The following is a 17,743-nucleotide window of genomic DNA, read 5'->3' as shown; positions in this document are numbered from 1 at the left end:
CGTCAGTTCTTCCTGCTGGGGCCCAGTAGAAGCGCGAAGCCAACGACCACCGCGGCGACGACGAACACCCAGCGGAACTGGACGTCGCCCAGTGCCGCGATCGCATCTCGGCCGATGAGTGCTGCGACCGAGACGACCATGGCAGCGAGGCCGGCGAGGAGCAACAGTGCCGAGGGGCCGCGTCGGCCAGAGGTGTGATCCTCGGTGTCGGAATCGGCGCTGCCGTGGTCGAGTCCGATGCGGTCGGTCTTGTTCTTCTTCACAGGTTCTCCACCTTCAGTTCGCCGAGTGCCAGATCGCCGACGATCGTCAGAACCGGAGTATCGGTGGTGCCAGGGCCGAAGCGTGTCTCGGTGGGGCACTGACCGATCGCCGCCTCGCACTCCACGATCACGTTCATCGAAGCGGGCACGGTGACCGACGCGCTGCCCAGCGCCACATCGATCTCGACTGTGTGGTCTTCGGCGAGTTCGAGGCCGGTGAGGTCGAGGTTCAGCTCGCCGGCCCCGACGTCGTAGGAGGGGTCGAGCTCGGTGGCGGTGAGTGGGGCGATCGTCTGATTCCCCGACACTCTGTTGTTCAGGTCCACCGGACCGACCGCCGACGCCAGAACGACGAAGCCGGCCAATGGTGCTGCGACCACCAGCAGTCCGTAGCCCTTGCGTAGGAACGCGCCCAATACGAGTCCCACGGAGATGATTGCCAGAGCGACGGCACCGACACGGCCCGGTGATGCCCAGTCTCCGCCGGTAGCCGAACCGACTGCCGCGGTGACTGCGGCAGCGAGCAGAGCCAGGCCGAGAAAGCTTGCCGTCCAACGTGATCGGCGCTTGCGTTCGATCGCCGCAGGCGGAAAGGTGCCTGTCGGTTCGGGAAGATCCCAGGCGAACGGGGCCACACCGAGCGGATCCCACGACGGGGGAGTCACGGTCGGCATGTCGGTGTGCAGGTCGGCCGGCTTCTCGGCGGATGCGGTCGACTTGCTCAGGTTCACGGTGTGCGCGTCGGCGTCGATGCCGGTGTGCTCGAGGGGCTTCGGCGTCGGAACGTAGCTTTTCGGCAGGGTCGTGTACGGGGTGTAGCGCTCGTGCTGGAACTGTGGCGGACGATACTGCGCGGCCGTCCACTGCTCGGCCGACGTGCTGGGTGAGCCGAAAGGCATCGGAGCATAGCGATTACGGGAGAACTCCGCCGTCCGCATGTACGGCGGCGGCTCCGGGCACCGTTGGTGCAGCAGCCACAGTCCACCGAGCATCGCCACCAGAGAGATCAGCCCCGAACCGCCGAGCCCGACACCTACCGGGCCGATGGTCGACACCGCGATGACCAAGGCCACTGCCACGACCACCATCTTGGTCGTCGAATCGGAGCTGTTCCCACGCCCGACCAGCGACTCCGCACCCGACGCCGTGTCACCGGCGCGGTTGAGTACCAGCCACCCCGCCAGATACAGCACGATGCCGGTACCGCCGAACAAGGTGGAGACGACGAACGCGATCCGAATCAGAACGGGGTCGACGTCGTAGCGGTAGCCGATACCGGCCGCAACACCCGCCACATGCCCGCGTTGCGGCAAGCGGTGCGGACGGGTGCGCCACATCTGCTGAAGTTGATCCGAGACGGTCACGTTGCTCATGCCAATCATGGTGGCGGTGCCGGTCGAGAAACACATCAGGGATACCCCTGATCTTCGTCCCCGAGATCGGGCCCGCCTCGACGGACCCGCGAAACATCAGGGCGAACCCTGATGCGACAGATACCCGGTCCGTGCCAGGATCGAGGCGTGCACCCTGTCGACAATCCACCCGTTGACGCCGCCCGCACCACATCTTTCGAAGCCGGCGACGTGCCGGTCACCCATGCCGTTCCTCTTTTTCCTGTCGCTCCTGCAGGCTCCGCTCCTGCCCCCTATCAACGACGCGGCGGCGGACGCATCGTCGGCGGCGTCGCAGGCGGTCTCGCCGATCATCTCGGCGTCGACGTGTTCAAGGTTCGGGTCGCATTCGCACTGCTCGCGGCGTCCGCCGGTGCCGGAATTGCCGCCTACGGACTGATCTGGATGTTCACGCCCGCGGGCGAGGACACTGCGCACCCGAGTGCCGCCGAACGTCAGCGTGCGCTCGGGTTGGCTGCCATCGGTCTCGGCCTCGCCGTCGGGCTCGCCTGGCTGCTCAGCGGCACAGCTGCTTCGGTCATCGTGCCGGTCATCGTCGTGGTGATCGGTGCTGCCCTGGTATGGCGCGAGTTCGACTCGGAGGGGCCGCGAACGGCTCTGGGGCTCCCCAAGCATCCGACCGTGTTGAGTTGGGCGAGGGTCGTCGGCGGAGCGACGTTGATCGTGCTCGGTCTCGCCGTGGTCGTGCTCGCCCGGGTCGATCTGGCGGCGCTGCGCTCGTCCCTGCTGGCGGTGGTGGTCACTCTCGTCGGCGTCGGCCTGTTGACGGTTCCCATCTGGCTGCGCACCTGGCGTGCGCTCGGTGCCGAGCGGTCTGCGCGCATCCGCAACGACGAACGCGAGGAAATCGCGTCGCACCTGCATGATTCGGTGCTGCAGACACTTGCCCTGATCCAGAAGCAGTCCGATCATCCACAGGAGGTGATGCGGTTGGCGCGCGGCCAGGAGCGTGAACTACGCAAATGGCTGTTCGACGGCGGCGACACCGACAACTCGAACTTGTCCGATGCGCTCGAGACAATCTCCGGCGAGGTCGAGGATCAGCACGGTGTCACCGTCAGACCGATCACGGTCGGTGACGTGCAACTACTGCCCGACGACGTCGAATCCGGCCTGTCCAGAGAAAGTTTCACGGCTCTGCTGGGTGCAACCCGAGAAGCATTGGTCAACGCGGCCAAGCACTCCGGTGAGACCAATATCGACCTGTACGCCGAAACCGAACCGGACCAGGTCAGTGTTTTCGTTCGCGACCGCGGTGCCGGATTCGACGAGTCCGCGGTACCCGAGGATCGACAGGGCCTGGCGAAGTCCATTCGGGGACGTATCGAGCGTCGCGGCGGCACCGTGCAGGTACGGTCGACCGTCGGCAAGGGAACCGAAGTGCGAATCTTCATGCCGCGCAACGGTGCCTCCGTGACCACGGAATCATCCGAATCCACTCAGCAGGAGCAGCCGACGTGACCGAACCTTTCCGCGTTTTCCTGGTCGACGACCATGCGGTGTTCCGTTCCGGTGTGCGAGCCGAACTCGGCCGCGAGGCGGACATCGAGGTCGTCGGGGAAGCGGGAGGCGTCGCCGAGGCGGTCTCGGGAATCGAATCGACCAAGCCGGACGTGGTGTTGCTCGACGTGCACATGCCCGACGGCGGCGGCGTGGCCGTGTTGAACCGCATCTCCGAGGGGCCGGTGTGTCTCGCCCTGAGTGTGTCCGATGCCGCCGAGGACGTCATCGCCGTCATCCGCGCCGGGGCGAGGGGATACGTCACCAAGACGATCTCCGGCTCGGAGCTCGCCGACGGTGTTCGACGCGTCGCCGGGGGAGATGCCGTGTTCAGCCCTCGCCTCGCCGGGTTCGTCCTCGATTCGTTCACCGGTCGCAGTGCCGCCCCGGAGCCCCCGCTGGATCCGGAACTGGATTCGCTCACGCCCCGCGAACTGGAGGTGCTGCGGTTGTTGGCGCGCGGGTACACCTATCGTGAGATCGCCGAGGATCTGTTCATCTCGGTCAAGACCGTCGAGACGCATGCCTCGAACGTTCTCCGAAAGACTCAGCAGTCCAACAGGAATGCGCTCACCAGATGGGCGCACAAGCGTCGAATCGACTAGGTGACCGGATCTCGCTTGACCTTCGACCTACCCGAAGCCTCAGGATTTCCCCATGACTGATTCGGCCGAAGAATTCCTGACCATCGGTGTGTTCGCTCGCGCGAGCGGGCTGACCCCCAGTGCCCTTCGCTTCTACGACGACTGTGGATTGCTCGTGCCGGCATCCATCGACGCCAGGTCCGGTTATCGCTACTACACCCGAGCACAAGCGAAGCGAGCGAACATCATCCGCCAACTCCGCGAGATCGGGATGCCACTCGATAAGGTGGCCTCCGCCCTCGACGGCGACGGAGCTGCAGCGGTGGAGATGGTGGATCGGCACGTCGACGAGCTTGCCGCACGCGCCCGGGCAGCGGCCGAGGCTGCGGTGTCCATTCGCCGATTGTTCGACGAAAAGTACTGCACAGCAACGGTATCTGCCGCCGACTTCGCGTCGGCGGTGGAACAGGTCGCGTCGGCGGCCGGAACGAGCGAGGAGTTCCCGGTGCTGCGGGGCGTGTTGGTCGAGGTGGACGGTGGCACTGTCACGCTCACCGCGACGGATCGGTATCGACTCTCCACCCGCAGCCTCGTCGCACAGAGCTCGCCCGGGGCATCCTGGTCGCGTATCGCAGCGGTCGGCTCCCTCGGGTCTCTACCCGCGTCGAGGAACTGTGCGTTGACGGCAACCGACGCGATGATGCTCGAGTCCGAAGGCGTCCAACACACCGTGGATCTTGTCGACGGCGACTTCCCCGACTGGCGGACGATCGTCGACGGTCTGGCTCCGACCGCGACGCGGGTTGTGGTGCAACGAGATTTCGTTCCCCTCGACAGCGGCACGCTGCGGATCGACGCAGGCCCGGACGGCCTGACGGTCGAGGGTGTTGTCGTCCCCGCACGGGTCACCGGTTCCGAGATGACGGTGTTCTTCGATGCGGCCGTCCTGCAGGCTGCCGTCGCGTCGGCCGTCGGGCCGGACCTGATGCTCGATATCGCCGCGCCGGATCAGCCGATGCTGGTGCGGTCGGCAGTCGACGGCGCTCTGACGACGCTGGTGATGCCGGTTCTCGGCTGAGCCATGGGTGACGTGCCCGAAAGTTCTGGGCTACATCGTTCTGGGCTACATCGACTTTCGATGGCGGGTACTTGCCGATCCCCATCGTCGACGCGTGGTTGCGGGTGCTGTCGGGGCGGGGAAATCCGATGCGGAGATCGGTGCCGAGGGTCAGATCACAAGCATGATCACCAGAACGAGAACGATCACGACGGCGAGCACGAGTCCTGCGAGGATCGCGGTCGACGGAATCGACGTTCGGTCACCGATGACGTCCTCGATGCGCATCAGAACGTCGTCGATCGGGTTCTTCTTCTTTTTCGGCAGGTCGAACGGTGGTGGCGAATACGTGGACGGGACCGGATTGGCTTGGCTCTCACCGGGTTGCACGGCCGGTAGGCCCGCGATGGTTCTTCCGAATTCCCGCGACGGACGGCGAGATTCGGAGACCGGTGTCGAGCGCCTGGCCCATGCCGGGACCACACCGTCCGCAGATGTCAGCGGCGCCCCGCGCAGTTGAGCTATGGTGCCGCGCTTGCTGATCGCGGCGACGATGATCTCGTCGCGGGCCTGCGCCATGGTGGGGCGTCGGGCAGGATCGGGCCTTAGCATGTGCAGCAACGGTCCCGTGAGATCGCCACTGCGGGTGGGAGCGATGATCTGCCCCTTGGCAACTCGGTGCAGCAGTGCGATCGAATCGTGATCGATGTCGAACGGCGGTTTGCCTTCCATGGCCGTGTACAGCGTTGCGCCGAGGGAGAACACGTCGCTGGCCGCGGTGGGGTCCTGTCCGCGCGCGACCTCGGGTGCGAAATAAGCCGGGGTACCGGTGATCACGCTGTCGTCGGCTTCTTCGACGTCTCCCTTGGCGCGGGAGATACCGAAGTCGCTGATCTTGACGATGCCCAGATCCTTGCCGCGATCGGCGATCAGAATGTTGCCCGGCTTGATGTCGCGGTGCACGATTCCGGCCTCGTGTGCCTCGGTCAGTGCATCGGCGATCTGTGCGCCGATCTGTGCGACCTCGAACGGTGGTAGCGAATCGGTGGTGCCGAGGGCCTGCGCGAGACTGCGCGAGGACAGGTATTCCATGACCAACCACGGCTCACCGTCGACGAGAGCGACGTCGTGCATCGCGATGGCGTGCGGGCTGGAGAGTCGGGCAGCGATGCGACCCTCGCGCATGGCCCGGTTGCGTACTTCCTCGGCCTGCTGAGGGGTCAGTCGAGTGGTGGACGTGACCTGCTTGACGGCCACCTGACGGTGCAGAAGTGTGTCGGTGGCGAGCCATACCGCGCCCATGCCTCCACCGCCGAGTTTGCCGGCCAGGCGGTATCTGCCTGCCAGGAGGTAGTCGGGCCCGACGCCCCGTCGAACACGCTGCTGATCCGTCACGTCCACAGGTTAGTTGACGATGGCGGGACGTGCCTGCAGCCACGGAAGGGAGGCATCTACCAGGGGCTTCGGCATCACCTTGACGAGTTGCCGTCCGAGCGGCTTTACTGAGTGCAGATCGAAATTGTGTTCGAATGCGCCACTTCCCGCGTCCGTCGAACACCGAAGTTTCGGCTCGATTTTCTACGCCGCGAAGGGGAGTGACATGACTGTATCGGGAGCTTCTGTCACGCCGGATGTGCTCGACGGGTTGTCGCTGCCGGAGCGCGTGGCGTTGCTGCGTAGCCGGATGGCTGCCGTGCCTTCTCGGGGCGAAACGGCGTCGGTGCGCATCGAGAATTCGGACCCTGTCGAGCCCGTGATTCAGGAACCGTCGACGCAGCGTCCAACCCGTCAGCGGCCCGTTCTGCCGGTGCCGTCCGCGCTGATCGAGGTACTACCGCACGGCGGCCTGGTGCGTGGAACGGTGGCCTCGGTATCCGGTGCCGGCTCGCTCCTGATCGGGTTGGTGGCTGCGGTGACCGGTGCCGGTGGGCATGTCGCCGTCATCGGGCAGCCCCGTTTCGGGATTCTGGCCGCGGTCGAGATGGGTGCACAGTTGAGCAAGCTTGCCCTGATTCCCGATCCCGGTCCCGATCCGGTGGAAGTGGCGGCAATTCTGCTCGACGGTGTCGACCTCGTCGTGCTCGGTCTCGGGGGTCTGTCGGTATCGCCCACTCGGGCCAGGGCCGTGGTGGCCAGAGCGCGTAGCAAGGGCTCGACGCTGCTGGTGACCGATGGGCACTGGGACGGGGCAGAGTTACGACTGGACGCATCGGTCCACGGATACGACGGCCTCGGTACGGGCCGGGAGCTGGGTCGCGGCAGACTGCGCGGCGTCCGTTTGTCGGTGTGCGCTCGCGGCAAGGCGATGCGGCCCCGCACCGTTCGACTCGACCTGCGTTCGGAGAACGGCCGCATCGAGTGGCATGCCGAGGGGCGCGAACAGAATCCGTTGTCGATCGCGGTCTCGACATGAGCATCGACCGCTCCAGCCGTGTTCATGCCAACCGTGTTCTGGCACTGTGGTGCCCCGATTGGCCTGCCGTTGCAGCAGCTGCCCAGGCCGATCTCCCTGCGACGCATCCTGTGGTCGTCACCTCGGCCAATCGGGTCGTCGCGTGCTCGGCGACGGCACGCGCATCAGGCATCAAGCGTGGCCTGCGCCGTCGGGAAGCGCAGGCACGGTGCCCGGAAGTGCATGTCGCTCTGGCCGATACCGATCGTGATGCGCGACTGTTCGAGCCCGTGGTCTCGGCGATCGCCGCCATCGCACCGGGAGTGGAAGTGCTGCGACCGGGCCTGCTTGTTCTTTCTGCCCGCGGCGTCGGACGGTATTTCGGTACCGAGCATCGGGCCGCGGAACGGCTGATCGACGAAGCGTCGGCTGCCGGTGTTGAATGTCAGATCGGTATCGCCGACGAGCTGTCCACCGCGGTCGTCGCCGCGCGGTATGCGCAGGTGGTGCCGCGCGGCGGGGGTGCAGGCTTTCTCGCGCCGTTGCCGGTGGCGGAACTCTCGGCGGAACCGAGCATGTCTGCTGCCGATCGCGGTGAGCTGGTGGATCTGTTGCGGCGCTTGGGTCTACGAACCATCGGCGACTTCGCTGCACTGTCTCCGGGGGATGTGGCGTCCCGGTTCGGTACCGACGCGGTGTTGGCGCATCGCAGTGCGCGAGGCGAGCCCGAGCGTCCGCCGTCGGCCAGGGCTCTTCCACCCGACCTGGATGTGGAGTACCTGTGCGACCCGCCGATCGATCGGGTCGACGCCGCTGCCTTCGCCGGGCGCGGCCTGGCCGAGCAGCTGCACACCAAGCTTGCCGCCGCTGCCGTTGCGTGCACTCGGCTGCTGGTGCATGCCAGTACCGGTAACGGTGAGAGCCTGTCGCGGATCTGGCGCTGCGCGGAGCCGTTGACGCCGGAAGGAACAGCCGATCGTGTGCGGTGGCAACTGGACGGCTGGATCACCGGGCGCAGCGAGAACAAGCCGACGTCCGCGATCACCGTGCTGCGGCTCGAACCGATCGAAGTGGTGGCCGCAGGTGAGCTGCAACTGGGTTTGTGGGGCAGTGTCGGCGACGAGGACGAGAGGGCGCGTCGGGCGTTGGTGCGCGTGCAGGGTCTGCTCGGTGGCGAATCGGTGCTCGGTGGTGTGCTCAGTGGTGGTCGTGGGCCGGCCGAGCGGATCACGTTGCGTCCGCTCGGCGACGAATTGGTGCCGATATCCGATCCTTCGGCTCCTTGGCCGGGACGGCTACCCGAGCCTGCTCCGGCGGCAGTGATCGAGACACGTCCGACAGTGACGTTGATGAATCGAGCAGGAACCGGAATCGGCGTCACCGATCGTGGGGTGTTCGATGCGCCCCCGTCGCGGTTGCGCTGGGGCACCAAGGAATGGGAGTTGACGGGTCTGGCGGGACCGTGGCCGGTGGACGAGCGGTGGTGGGACAGTGGCCACGCGGCGACGGGTCCGACGGCGCGAGCCCAGGTGGTGCTCGACGACGAAAGGGCCTTGCTGCTGGTCTTCGACGAGGGTCGGTGGCGGGTGGAAGGAATCTACGAATAGCGGCACCGCTACCGTCGAAGGAATGCAGATGATGTCCGAGACGGTCGACCTCGATGGCGTCGATATCGCGTATCGCTCGTTCACCCCGCTGGGGCACGCGAACTCGAATGCGGCACCGGTGATGCTGGTGCACGGCATGGGCGGTGACAGCACAACCTGGGATCGGTTCACCCGTGCACTCACCGCGCAGGGCAGCCGGGTGATCACCGTCGATCTGCGCGGACACGGCAAGAGCGCGCACACGTCCACGTACGAGTTCGATTCCTTCGGGGCAGACCTGCTGGCGCTGATCGACCACCTCGGGCTGAACGAAGTCGATCTCGTCGGACATTCCCTCGGCGGATACGCGGTCTCGCTCGTTGCGCAACGTCGCCCGCAGCTCGTTCGTCGTCTGGTACTCGAAGAGCTGCCGATACCGATCAGGCCGGGGGACGCTCCGCCGACCCTGACCGGCAAGATGCCGTCGATCACCGAGCTCTGGCACGCAGCGACCAGCGTCGTTCTGCATCCCCGCGCGGTACTCGCCTTCGATCGCTCGATGACCGCCACTGCTCTCGAACAGTTCCGTCGTCCGAATCCGAAGTGGTGGGCGTCGTTGGCAGACATCGCTGCTCCGACGTTGGTGCTTCGCGGCGGTCCCGGCGGCATGGTCGATCCGGAACGACTGGACGCGATGGTCTCCGAGATCTCGACCTGCCGCGTCGAGGCGTTTCGCACCGGACACAGCATTCATCGCGACGGCTACTCGGCGTTCGAGGCCGCAGTTCTCCCGTTCCTGACGCATTAGGGTCTCGGACATGACTATCGGTGCGCTCGATCGCAGAATGCTGGGCTGGTCGGCACTGTTCGTCGTATCCCAGGCCAACATCGCCCGACTGCTCGGCCCCGCAGCTTCGAAAGTGCTCGCCGTGCAGACGACGTGGTCCGCCGAGCGCTATCGGCAGATCCTGGCGAGCATGGACGAGACCGAGATCGCCCGGTTCCGCAGCCACTATCTACCCGATTTCGTCCATCCGGCGATCTACGCCGTTGCATTGCGTGCCGGCGCGAGGAGCCTGGCGGACAAGACCCCGCTGAGCCCTGCAGCGACGACTGCATTGGCCGTCGCACCCGTGGCCTCTGCTGCCGGCGACTACATCGAGAACATCGTCGGACTGATTCTGGTCGACAACCGCGAACAGATCACCGACACCGTCGTCCGCGCCACCACCGTGGTCAGCACCGTCAAATGGGTACTGGCCATCGGCACTCTGACATACCTGAGTCAGGGATTCCTGCGTGTCTGGGGAAAGGCACTGCTGCGCTGACCCCGCCGGTCACCAACTGGTGCCGGGAACCAATCTGCCGGCGCGACGGATCACTTTGCCGATGCGTGCGCTCGGAGCTTTCGGATCGTAGGGCCGGACTCGGTAGGGCACCATTCCGTCCTCGAGAGGTACCTGCGCTTCTCCTTTGGCAGCCGCGGACTCGGCGAACGTGCGGTAGTGCTGGTGCATCGTGCGGTCCTTGCCCTTGGGGGCGAAGATGGCTCCGAACTGTCCGAGCGTTCCCAGCGGCGTATCGATGCGTTTGGGCTTGTCGCTCAATGCGCGGATCACCATGGCCGCGGCCTTCTCCGGTGAGAACACCGGGCCGACGTTCTTGTCGCCCGTCGGGGTGATCATCGGAGTGTCCACCAGCGGCATGTGGATCGTGGTGTACGTAATTCCGTCCGAGAGTGTTTCTGCCGCAGCAACATCGGTGAACCCGTCGAGCGCTGCCTTGCTGGCCACATAGGCCGAGAACCGCGGGGGGTGTCCCAGGACGGCAGCGCTGGAGATGTTGACCACGTGCCCGAACTGACGTTCGCGCATGTGTGGCAGCAGCGCCAGCACCAACCGAATTGCCCCGAAGTAGTTGACGGCCATGGTGCGCTCGTAATCGTGCAACCGATCGGTGGAACGGTAAAGCGAGCGGCGGATGGATCGCCCGGCATTGTTGACCAGCATGTCGACATGACCGTGTTCGCTCAGAACGGTTTTCACGGTGTGCTCGACCGACTCGCTGTCGGTTACGTCGCACGGGTAACCGTATGCGGTGCCACCTGATTCGCGAATTCTCTCGACCACGTCGTCGAGTTGATCCTGCCCGCGTGCGAGAAGAATGACCACTGCGCCCTTGCGTGCGGCCGCCTCGGCGCTGGCCCGGCCGATGCCGGAGGAGCCGCCGGTGATGATGATGTGACGACCGAACAGTGATCCGCGCGGATCGTTTCGGCGATTGCGCTTGGGATCGAAGTTCTCCCGCCAGTAGGTCCACACGCGATCGGCGTACGTGCGCAGTGGAGGCGGTGCAATCGAGCTGCCCTGCAATGCTTTCTGTGTCGCTGCCGACTCGAACACCGTGGGCAGGGTCAAGTGGTCGAGCATCACCGGAGGTACGCCGAGATCACGGAGGGCGGCGTCGCGTTGCTTACGTACGGCTCGGTATTTGGGTGAGACGACCGGAGCGACCAGTGCACCCGGTACGTCGACGATCTTCGCTCGCGATCCGGCTGCCGACGAGAATGCGGAATACACCTCGGCCATGGATTGCGGACTCGTGTTCACCAGATGGAACACGCTGCCGGACGAAGTGTCTCGATGTACGAGCTCGACGATGGCGTCGGCGACGTAATCGACCGGAACGAGGTTGGTGGAGCCCATCTTCGGCACCGTGATCGGTATGGACGAAGGCAGCTTGGCGAGTTCGGCGAAGAACGGGAAGAAGTAGTACGGGCCGTCCACTTTGTCGATCGCACCGGTCTCCGAGTGGCCGATGATCGCGGCGGGCCGGTAGACCCGCCAGTCCGCAGCGCTCTCTCGCACCAGCTTCTCGGACTCGAATTTGGTGCGGTGATATGCCGTCGGAAAGGCTTGACCGAGGTCGAAGTCGTTCTCCGAGAACGTTCCTCGGTGGTCGCCCGCGACGGCGATCGACGAGATGTGGTGCAGGCGAGCCCCCGTCTTCTCGGCGAGACGAATCACCGAGGCCGTTCCGGCGACATTGGTCGGGGTCTGCTCGTCGCCCGCGGTCAGATCGTAGACGGCTCCGAGGTGGAGGATGTGGTCGATGTCGGAAGGCACGTCTCGGAGTCCGAGCTCCGGCTCGGTGAGGTCGCCGACCAGCGGGTGAATTCGGTCGCCGCCGTCGAGGTGCTGTGCCAGTCGCTCGAGCCGCGCCACCGAACTCGGACGCACCAGCACGTGGATTGCCGCGAGTGCATCGCGTTCGAGCAATCGGGGCAGCACGTTCTTCCCGAGAAACCCGGTACCGCCGGTTACGATGAAGTTCGCCATGCGAGCCGACCCTACTCCGAAGTAAGTTCCGGTGCTAGTGCCCGATACCGGCTTTTTCGTGCACTTTCTTCATCCAGGCGGGTGCCCACCAATTGGCCTCGCCCATGAGTTTGACCAAGGACGGAACCAGCAACATCCGGATGATCGTCGCGTCGATGATCAGGGCCAGAATGACTCCGACGCCGAGGAACTTCATGATCGACAGACCCGAGATGGTGAAGGCACCGGTGACGACGATCAGAATCAACGCCGCCGCAGTGACGATGCGTCCGGTGCGTTGGGCCCCGAAGATCACCGCTTCCTCGGTAGTCGCTCCCGCCGCGCGAGCCTCGACCATGCGCGACATCAGGAACACCTCGTAGTCGGTCGACAAGCCGAAGATGACCGCGAGGATGAGAACGACGAACGTCGACTCGAGCGGTCCTGGGGTGACGCCGAGCAGGGATGCTCCGTGGCCTTCCTGGAAAACCCACGTGAGTGCGCCGAAGGTTGCGCCCAGGCTCAGTCCGGCCATCAGTACGGCCTTGACGGGCAGCACGATCGAGCCGAACGCGAGGAACAGCAACACCAGCGTCGAGACGACCATGATGGCGATCATCACCGGTAGCCACTTCGCGATGGCAGCATTGCCGTCGTCGACGTTGGCTCGTCCGCCGCCGACGAGGATCTCGGTGCCGTCGGGCGGGGCGATCGAGCGCAGTGCAGACACTGCCTCGGATTGAGATTCGGCCTCGGTCAGGCCGCCGGTCGGCTCGCTGTAGGACGCCTGAAGTGTCACGAAATCGTCCTTGGAGCCCAGGAATTCGGCGCGAGCGATACCCGGTGTGGATTCCACAGCCGAGGTGAGGGCTGCGATGGGTGCGCCCTGAGGCTTGACGCCGTCCAGGCCGCGAAGAACCACGGTGGCACCCTCGCCGGTGGATTCGAAGTCGGTGCCGAGCGTCTCGAACGCCATGCGCGCAGGATTGTCCTTCGGCAGCGCCGTGTAATCGACCTCGCCGAGCGAGACCTTGAGAATCGGGGTGGCGATGATCAGCAACCCGGCGACGATGACGGCCGCGACGATTCCCGGATGCTTCATCACGCGGGTGACGACGCCGCCCCAGAACTTGTGTGCCCGTGCATCGCTGCGATCGGACGCGGTACGCGACCACGTCCAGGAGTTGATGCGGGGGCCGAGAATCGCGAGCAGCGCCGGAATCACGGTCAGGGACAGAACGGCCGCGCTCGCCACCGCCGCCATGGCCCCGAACCCGAGGGATCGGATCACCGCCTGCGGGAAGACGAGCATGCCCGCGAATGCGCAGATCAGCAGCAGTCCGGAGAAGACGACGGTCTTGCCTGCGGTGGACACCGTGCGGACGGTCGCGTCGAACGGCGTCGACCCGCCGCGTAGTTCCTCGCGGAATCTGCTGACGATGAACAGTCCGTAGTCGATGGCAAGGCCGAGCCCCAGTAGCGACGCGACATTGATGGAGAACGAGCTGACTTCGGTGAACTCGGTGAGCACCCGCAGGATGGCCAGGGAACTGAGCACGCTGAGGATGCCGACGAACACCGGGACCGCTGCGGCGACGACCCCGCCGAAGATGAATATCAGCAGCAGCAACGTGATGGGAACAGCGATGATCTCGGAGCGGACGAGGTCGCGTTCGAGGGTCTCGCTGAGCGATACCCCGACCACCGATGCGCCGGCGAACTGCGATTCGACGCCGGGTACTTCGAGCTGGGGCGGCAGGTCGCCGAAGGTGTTGAACGTGACGCCCGAGTTCGCCCCGAGGGACACCGTCGCCAAGGCCTTGGTTCGGTCTTTCGAGATCAGAAATTCTCTGCTGACCGGGTCTGCGGTCCAGTACGAGTTGACGTTGCCGAGGGTGTATCGACCCGTGAACTCGTCGATCGTCGCTTGCACTCGGGGGCCGATGTCGTCGATCGTCTCGCCCTCGGGTGCGGTGTAGATCGCCACGATGTCGGGAGTCGGTTGGCCGATGCCCTGTACGAGCCGTGCCACCTCGGACGATTCGCTGCCTGCGTCTGCGTAGCCGCCCTCGCTCAGTTTCGAGAAGACGCTCAGTCCCAACACCCCGCCGACCGTGACGACGGCGACGACGACAGCCAGCACCCATCGTTTGTGCGATACGACGAACGAGGCCCAACGGGTCACGACGGTGCTCCGGCTCTGTGGAAGGGGTCAGTGGCGACTCGACTGTAGTTGATCGTGTCGGACCCTCGTGCTCTCATTAGAACAAGTGTTCGATGCAACGGCGATGCGGTGAGGGGAGGGCTCGATGGGATGGAACGACGGACCACCCACGTGGTCGGAGATGGAGCGCGTCCTGTCCGGACGTCCCAAGCCGGCGGCCGAGGGCGACGGCGGCGACAGCCCGGCTTGGTCGCGAAAGAGGGACGTCTACGACCGCACCATCGACAAGCCCGCGCTGCCCACGACGCCGTATGCAGAATTGCATGCGCACTCGGCGTTCAGCTTTCTCGACGGTGCCTCGCAGCCCGAGGAGATGGTCGAGGAGGCGGTACGCCTGGGCCTCGAGTCCATCGCCATCACCGATCACGACGGTTTCTACGGGGTCGTGCGCTTCGCCGAGGCAGCCAGAGCTCTCGGCATCGGAACCGTGTTCGGTGCCGAACTCTCACTGGACACACATCGATCCCGAGCCGGGGAGACCGATCCCGACGGCACTCATCTACTGGTGCTCGCTCGCGGCCAGGAGGGGTATCGCCGGCTCTCGCGTCGGATCGCGGCCGCACACCTGGCCGGCGGGGTCAAAGGCAAGCCGCAGTACGACATCGACGAACTCACCGAATCAGCGGGCGGGCACTGGCAGATTCTCACCGGTTGTCGGAAGGGCCATGTTCGGCAGGCACTCTCGCGCGGTGGTCCGGAGGCGGCCGAGTCCGCGCTGCGCACTCTCGTCGACCGCTTCGGGGCCGATCGCGTCACCGTCGAACTCACCCGGCACGGAATTGCCGACGACGACGAGCGCAACGACGCGCTCGCGGCACTGGCTCGCAAGTACGGTCTTCCGACGATCGCAACCACGGCCGCGCACTACGCCAGTCCGCGCAGCAGGAGATTGGCCATGGCGATGGCCGCTGTGCGCGCTCGGAGCAGTTTGGACGAGGCTGCCGGTTGGTTGGCACCGACCGGCGGCGGACATCTACGGTCCGGATCGGAGATGGCGGAACTGTTCGAGCACTATCCCGGCGCGGTGCGCGGTGCCGTCGAGCTCGGTCGTGAGTGCTCGTTCGATCTGAAGCTGATCGCGCCACGCCTCCCGCCCTTCGAGGTGCCCGACGGGTACACCGAGATCAGCTATCTGCGTCGACTCACGTTCGAGGGGGCCGCCCGTCGGTACGGCTCGCAGTCGGCGAACGCGGCGGCGTACTCGCAGCTCGAGTACGAGCTCGACATCATCGAGAGGCTCGAATTCCCCGGCTATTTCCTGGTGGTCCACGACATCGTCCACTTCTGCAAGACACACGACATCCTCTGTCAGGGAAGAGGTTCGGCGGCCAACTCGGCTGTCTGCTTCGCGATCGGCATCACCAACGTCGACCCGGTGGCGAACAAGCTGCTGTTCGAGCGGTTCCTCGCACCCGAGCGCGACGGGCCGCCGGACATCGACATCGACATCGAATCCGATCGTCGAGAAGAGGCGATCCAACACGTCTACGCCAAGTACGGCCGCACTCATGCCGCTCAGGTGGCCAACGTCATCACCTACCGCGGCAAGTCGTCCGTGCGAGACATGGCCCGTGCGCTGGGCTTCTCACAGGGGCAGCAGGACGCATGGAGCAAGCAGATCACCCGCTGGTCCGGAATCGGTGATCAGGAGGGCGACGGTATTCCCGAATCGGTTCTCGAACTCGCGCGGCAGATCGAGGGCTTCCCGCGGCACCTCGGCATCCACTCCGGTGGCATGGTGATCTGCGATCGGCCGATCGCGGACGTCTGCCCGGTGGAATGGGCGACGATGGAGAATCGCAGTGTGCTGCAGTGGGACAAGGACGACTGTGCCGCAGTGGGTTTGGTGAAGTTCGACATGCTAGGCCTCGGCATGCTCTCGGCGTTGCACTACATGATGGACCTGATCGCCGAGCACAAGGGCATCGATATCGAACTCGCCTCGATCGACCTGTCCGAGTCTGCGGTGTACGAGATGCTCCAGCGAGCCGATTCGGTCGGGGTGTTCCAGGTCGAGTCTCGCGCGCAGATGGCCACTCTGCCGCGGCTCAAGCCGCGCAACTTCTACGATCTGGTGGTCGAGGTCGCGCTGATCCGTCCCGGTCCGATCCAGGGTGGTTCGGTGCACCCGTACATCAAGCGCCGCAACGGACTCGAGCCGGTGATCTTCGAGCATCCGTCGCTGAAGAAGGCACTCGATCGAACACTCGGAGTGCCGCTGTTCCAGGAACAGCTGATGCAGATGGCCATCGACGTCGCCGGCTTCAGTGCCGCCGACGCCGATCAACTGCGCCGTGCGATGGGGTCGAAGCGATCACCGGAGAAGATGGAACTGCTGCGTGGGCGGTTCTACGACGGGATGCGCGATCTTCACGGCATCACCGGCACGGCGGCAGACCGAATCTACGAAAAGCTGTCCGCATTCGCCAATTTCGGTTTCCCCGAAAGCCATTCGCAGAGTTTCGCCTCACTGGTGTTCTACTCCTCGTGGTTCAAGCTGCACCACCCGGCGGCATTCTGTGCCGGCCTGCTGCGCGCTCAACCGATGGGTTTCTACTCACCGCAATCCCTGGTCGCCGACGCCAGGCGGCACGGTGTGCTCGTCCACGGTGCAGACGTGAACGCCAGTCTCGGCCATGCGAATCTCGAGGCGGACGGCCTCGAGATTCGCATGGGGTTGGCCGATGTGAAGTTCATCGGGACCGCAGTGGCCCAGAAGATCGTCGACGCGCGAGACGCACACGGGCCCTACACCTCGTTCCTGGACTTGACGGGACGCGTCGAACTGTCGGTGGCGCAGGCGGAGTCGCTGGCAACGGCAGGCGCACTCGGGTGCTTCGGCATCACTCGCCGAGAGGCACTGTGGGCTGCGGGTGCAGCGGCGGGGGAGCGTCCTGGACTGCTCCCCGGAATCGGAGCGTCGACGAAAGCGCCTGCGCTACCGGGAATGTCGGATCTCGACCTGGCCTCGGCCGATGTCTGGGCAACCGGTGTGTCGCCGAATTCCTATCCCACGCAGTTCTTTCGAGATCGGCTCGATTCGCTCGGCGTGACTCCCGCGAACCGGCTGCTGCAGATTCCGGACGGAGACCGAGTGCTGGTCGGCGGAGCGGTGACGCATCGCCAGCGGCCGGCAACTGCCGGAGGCGTCACGTTCATCAACCTCGAGGACGAGACCGGGATGGTCAACGTGGTGTGCTCGGTCGGGTTGTGGGCCAAGTACCGCAAGCTGGCGATCACGGCTCCGGCGTTGCTGATTCGGGGAAAGGTGCAGAACGCCGAGGGCGCGGTGACCGTGGTGGCCGATCATCTGCAACTGATGGATCTTCGAGTCGCATCCATATCCAGGGACTTTCGCTGACTCTCGAGCTAAAATTTGCATAGCCTTGCCTAAGTGCTACTTTACTG

General features: G+C 65.2%; 13 protein-coding genes. 8 read left to right on the top strand and 5 right to left on the bottom strand.

Features of this window, described 5'->3' with window-relative positions; translation table 11 throughout:
- Nucleotides 1-2: 2 nt before the first annotated feature.
- The gene (locus CH291_RS00625; RefSeq protein WP_373454814.1) at nt 3-263 is read right to left on the bottom strand and encodes a hypothetical protein; all 261 of its coding nucleotides are present in this window, start codon (nt 261-263) and stop codon (nt 3-5) included.
- The gene (locus CH291_RS00620) at nt 260-1,636 is read right to left on the bottom strand and encodes a PspC domain-containing protein (RefSeq protein ID WP_094686499.1); all 1,377 of its coding nucleotides are present in this window, start codon (nt 1,634-1,636) and stop codon (nt 260-262) included. The genes CH291_RS00625 and CH291_RS00620 overlap by 4 nt, the downstream gene beginning before the upstream one ends.
- A gap of 147 nt (nt 1,637-1,783) precedes the next feature.
- Here CH291_RS00620 and CH291_RS00615 point away from each other — a divergent pair, with 147 nt between their 5' ends.
- Genes CH291_RS00615 through CH291_RS00605 form a run of 3 tightly spaced genes read left to right on the top strand, consistent with a single transcriptional unit; the run spans nt 1,784 to nt 4,837 of the window.
- Nucleotides 1,784-3,136, top strand: coding sequence for a sensor histidine kinase (locus tag CH291_RS00615; protein ID WP_373455096.1), 1,353 nt, complete (start codon nt 1,784-1,786; stop codon nt 3,134-3,136).
- Nucleotides 3,133-3,780 (top strand): response regulator, encoded by a 648-nt coding sequence (locus tag CH291_RS00610; protein WP_068051262.1) that lies wholly within the window; start codon nt 3,133-3,135, stop codon nt 3,778-3,780. Before CH291_RS00615 ends, CH291_RS00610 begins: the two co-directional genes overlap by 4 nt.
- 52 nt (nt 3,781-3,832) lie before the next feature.
- Entirely contained in the window at nt 3,833-4,837 is a 1,005-nt protein-coding gene (locus tag CH291_RS00605) for a MerR family transcriptional regulator (protein ID WP_094686458.1), read from the top strand.
- A 150-nt stretch (nt 4,838-4,987) separates the two neighbouring features.
- Here the strand turns inward: CH291_RS00605 and CH291_RS00600 are convergent, their stop codons facing one another.
- Nucleotides 4,988-6,217, bottom strand: a complete 1,230-nt coding sequence (locus tag CH291_RS00600; protein WP_094686457.1) for a serine/threonine-protein kinase — start codon at nt 6,215-6,217, stop codon at nt 4,988-4,990.
- Between the two features lie 199 nt (nt 6,218-6,416).
- Here CH291_RS00600 and CH291_RS00595 point away from each other — a divergent pair, with 199 nt between their 5' ends.
- The 4 genes from CH291_RS00595 to CH291_RS00580 are packed head-to-tail and all read left to right on the top strand — an operon-like array spanning nt 6,417 to nt 10,122.
- A complete protein-coding gene (locus CH291_RS00595) occupies nt 6,417-7,229 on the top strand; it encodes a hypothetical protein (RefSeq protein WP_179272074.1) in 813 nt (270 codons plus the stop codon).
- Nucleotides 7,226-8,815, top strand: coding sequence for a DNA polymerase Y family protein (locus CH291_RS00590; protein WP_094686456.1), 1,590 nt, complete (start codon nt 7,226-7,228; stop codon nt 8,813-8,815). Before CH291_RS00595 ends, CH291_RS00590 begins: the two co-directional genes overlap by 4 nt.
- 22 nt (nt 8,816-8,837) lie before the next feature.
- Complete coding sequence (locus tag CH291_RS00585) at nt 8,838-9,602, top strand: alpha/beta fold hydrolase (protein WP_373455095.1); 765 nt, start codon at nt 8,838-8,840, stop codon at nt 9,600-9,602.
- Nucleotides 9,603-9,612: 10 nt separating this feature from the next.
- Entirely contained in the window at nt 9,613-10,122 is a 510-nt protein-coding gene (locus tag CH291_RS00580) for a hypothetical protein (RefSeq protein WP_094686455.1), read from the top strand.
- A 9-nt stretch (nt 10,123-10,131) separates the two neighbouring features.
- Here CH291_RS00580 and CH291_RS00575 read toward each other — a convergent pair whose 3' ends face one another.
- Complete coding sequence (locus CH291_RS00575) at nt 10,132-12,132, bottom strand: SDR family oxidoreductase (RefSeq protein WP_094686454.1); 2,001 nt, start codon at nt 12,130-12,132, stop codon at nt 10,132-10,134.
- Between the two features lie 34 nt (nt 12,133-12,166).
- Nucleotides 12,167-14,296: an MMPL family transporter gene (locus CH291_RS00570; RefSeq protein WP_094669641.1), complete on the bottom strand. Its 2,130-nt coding sequence runs from the start codon at nt 14,294-14,296 to the stop codon at nt 12,167-12,169.
- Nucleotides 14,297-14,420: 124 nt separating this feature from the next.
- On the opposite strand from CH291_RS00570, the gene CH291_RS00565 reads away from it, so the two are divergent.
- Entirely contained in the window at nt 14,421-17,696 is a 3,276-nt protein-coding gene (locus tag CH291_RS00565; RefSeq protein WP_094686453.1) for an error-prone DNA polymerase, read from the top strand.
- Nucleotides 17,697-17,743: the final 47 nt, after the last annotated feature.

Origin of the sequence: Rhodococcus sp. 14-1411-2a (assembly GCF_002259485.1) — a bacterium.
Taxonomy (GTDB): domain Bacteria; phylum Actinomycetota; class Actinomycetes; order Mycobacteriales; family Mycobacteriaceae; genus Rhodococcoides.
The sequence above is the reverse complement of the archived record's forward strand: the minus strand, read 5'-3'. Positions and strand labels throughout refer to the sequence as shown.

Coding starts and splice junctions, on each gene's coding strand:
- CH291_RS00620 (WP_094686499.1), bottom strand. CDS start 1,636: ATGAGCAACGTGACCGTCTCGGATCAACTTCAGCAGATGTGGCGCACC.
- CH291_RS00605 (WP_094686458.1), top strand. CDS start 3,833: ATGACTGATTCGGCCGAAGAATTCCTGACCATCGGTGTGTTCGCTCGC.
- CH291_RS00595 (WP_179272074.1), top strand. CDS start 6,417: ATGACTGTATCGGGAGCTTCTGTCACGCCGGATGTGCTCGACGGGTTG.
- CH291_RS00590 (WP_094686456.1), top strand. CDS start 7,226: ATGAGCATCGACCGCTCCAGCCGTGTTCATGCCAACCGTGTTCTGGCA.
- CH291_RS00585 (WP_373455095.1), top strand. CDS start 8,838: ATGCAGATGATGTCCGAGACGGTCGACCTCGATGGCGTCGATATCGCG.
- CH291_RS00580 (WP_094686455.1), top strand. CDS start 9,613: ATGACTATCGGTGCGCTCGATCGCAGAATGCTGGGCTGGTCGGCACTG.
- CH291_RS00575 (WP_094686454.1), bottom strand. CDS start 12,132: ATGGCGAACTTCATCGTAACCGGCGGTACCGGGTTTCTCGGGAAGAAC.
- CH291_RS00565 (WP_094686453.1), top strand. CDS start 14,421: ATGGGATGGAACGACGGACCACCCACGTGGTCGGAGATGGAGCGCGTC.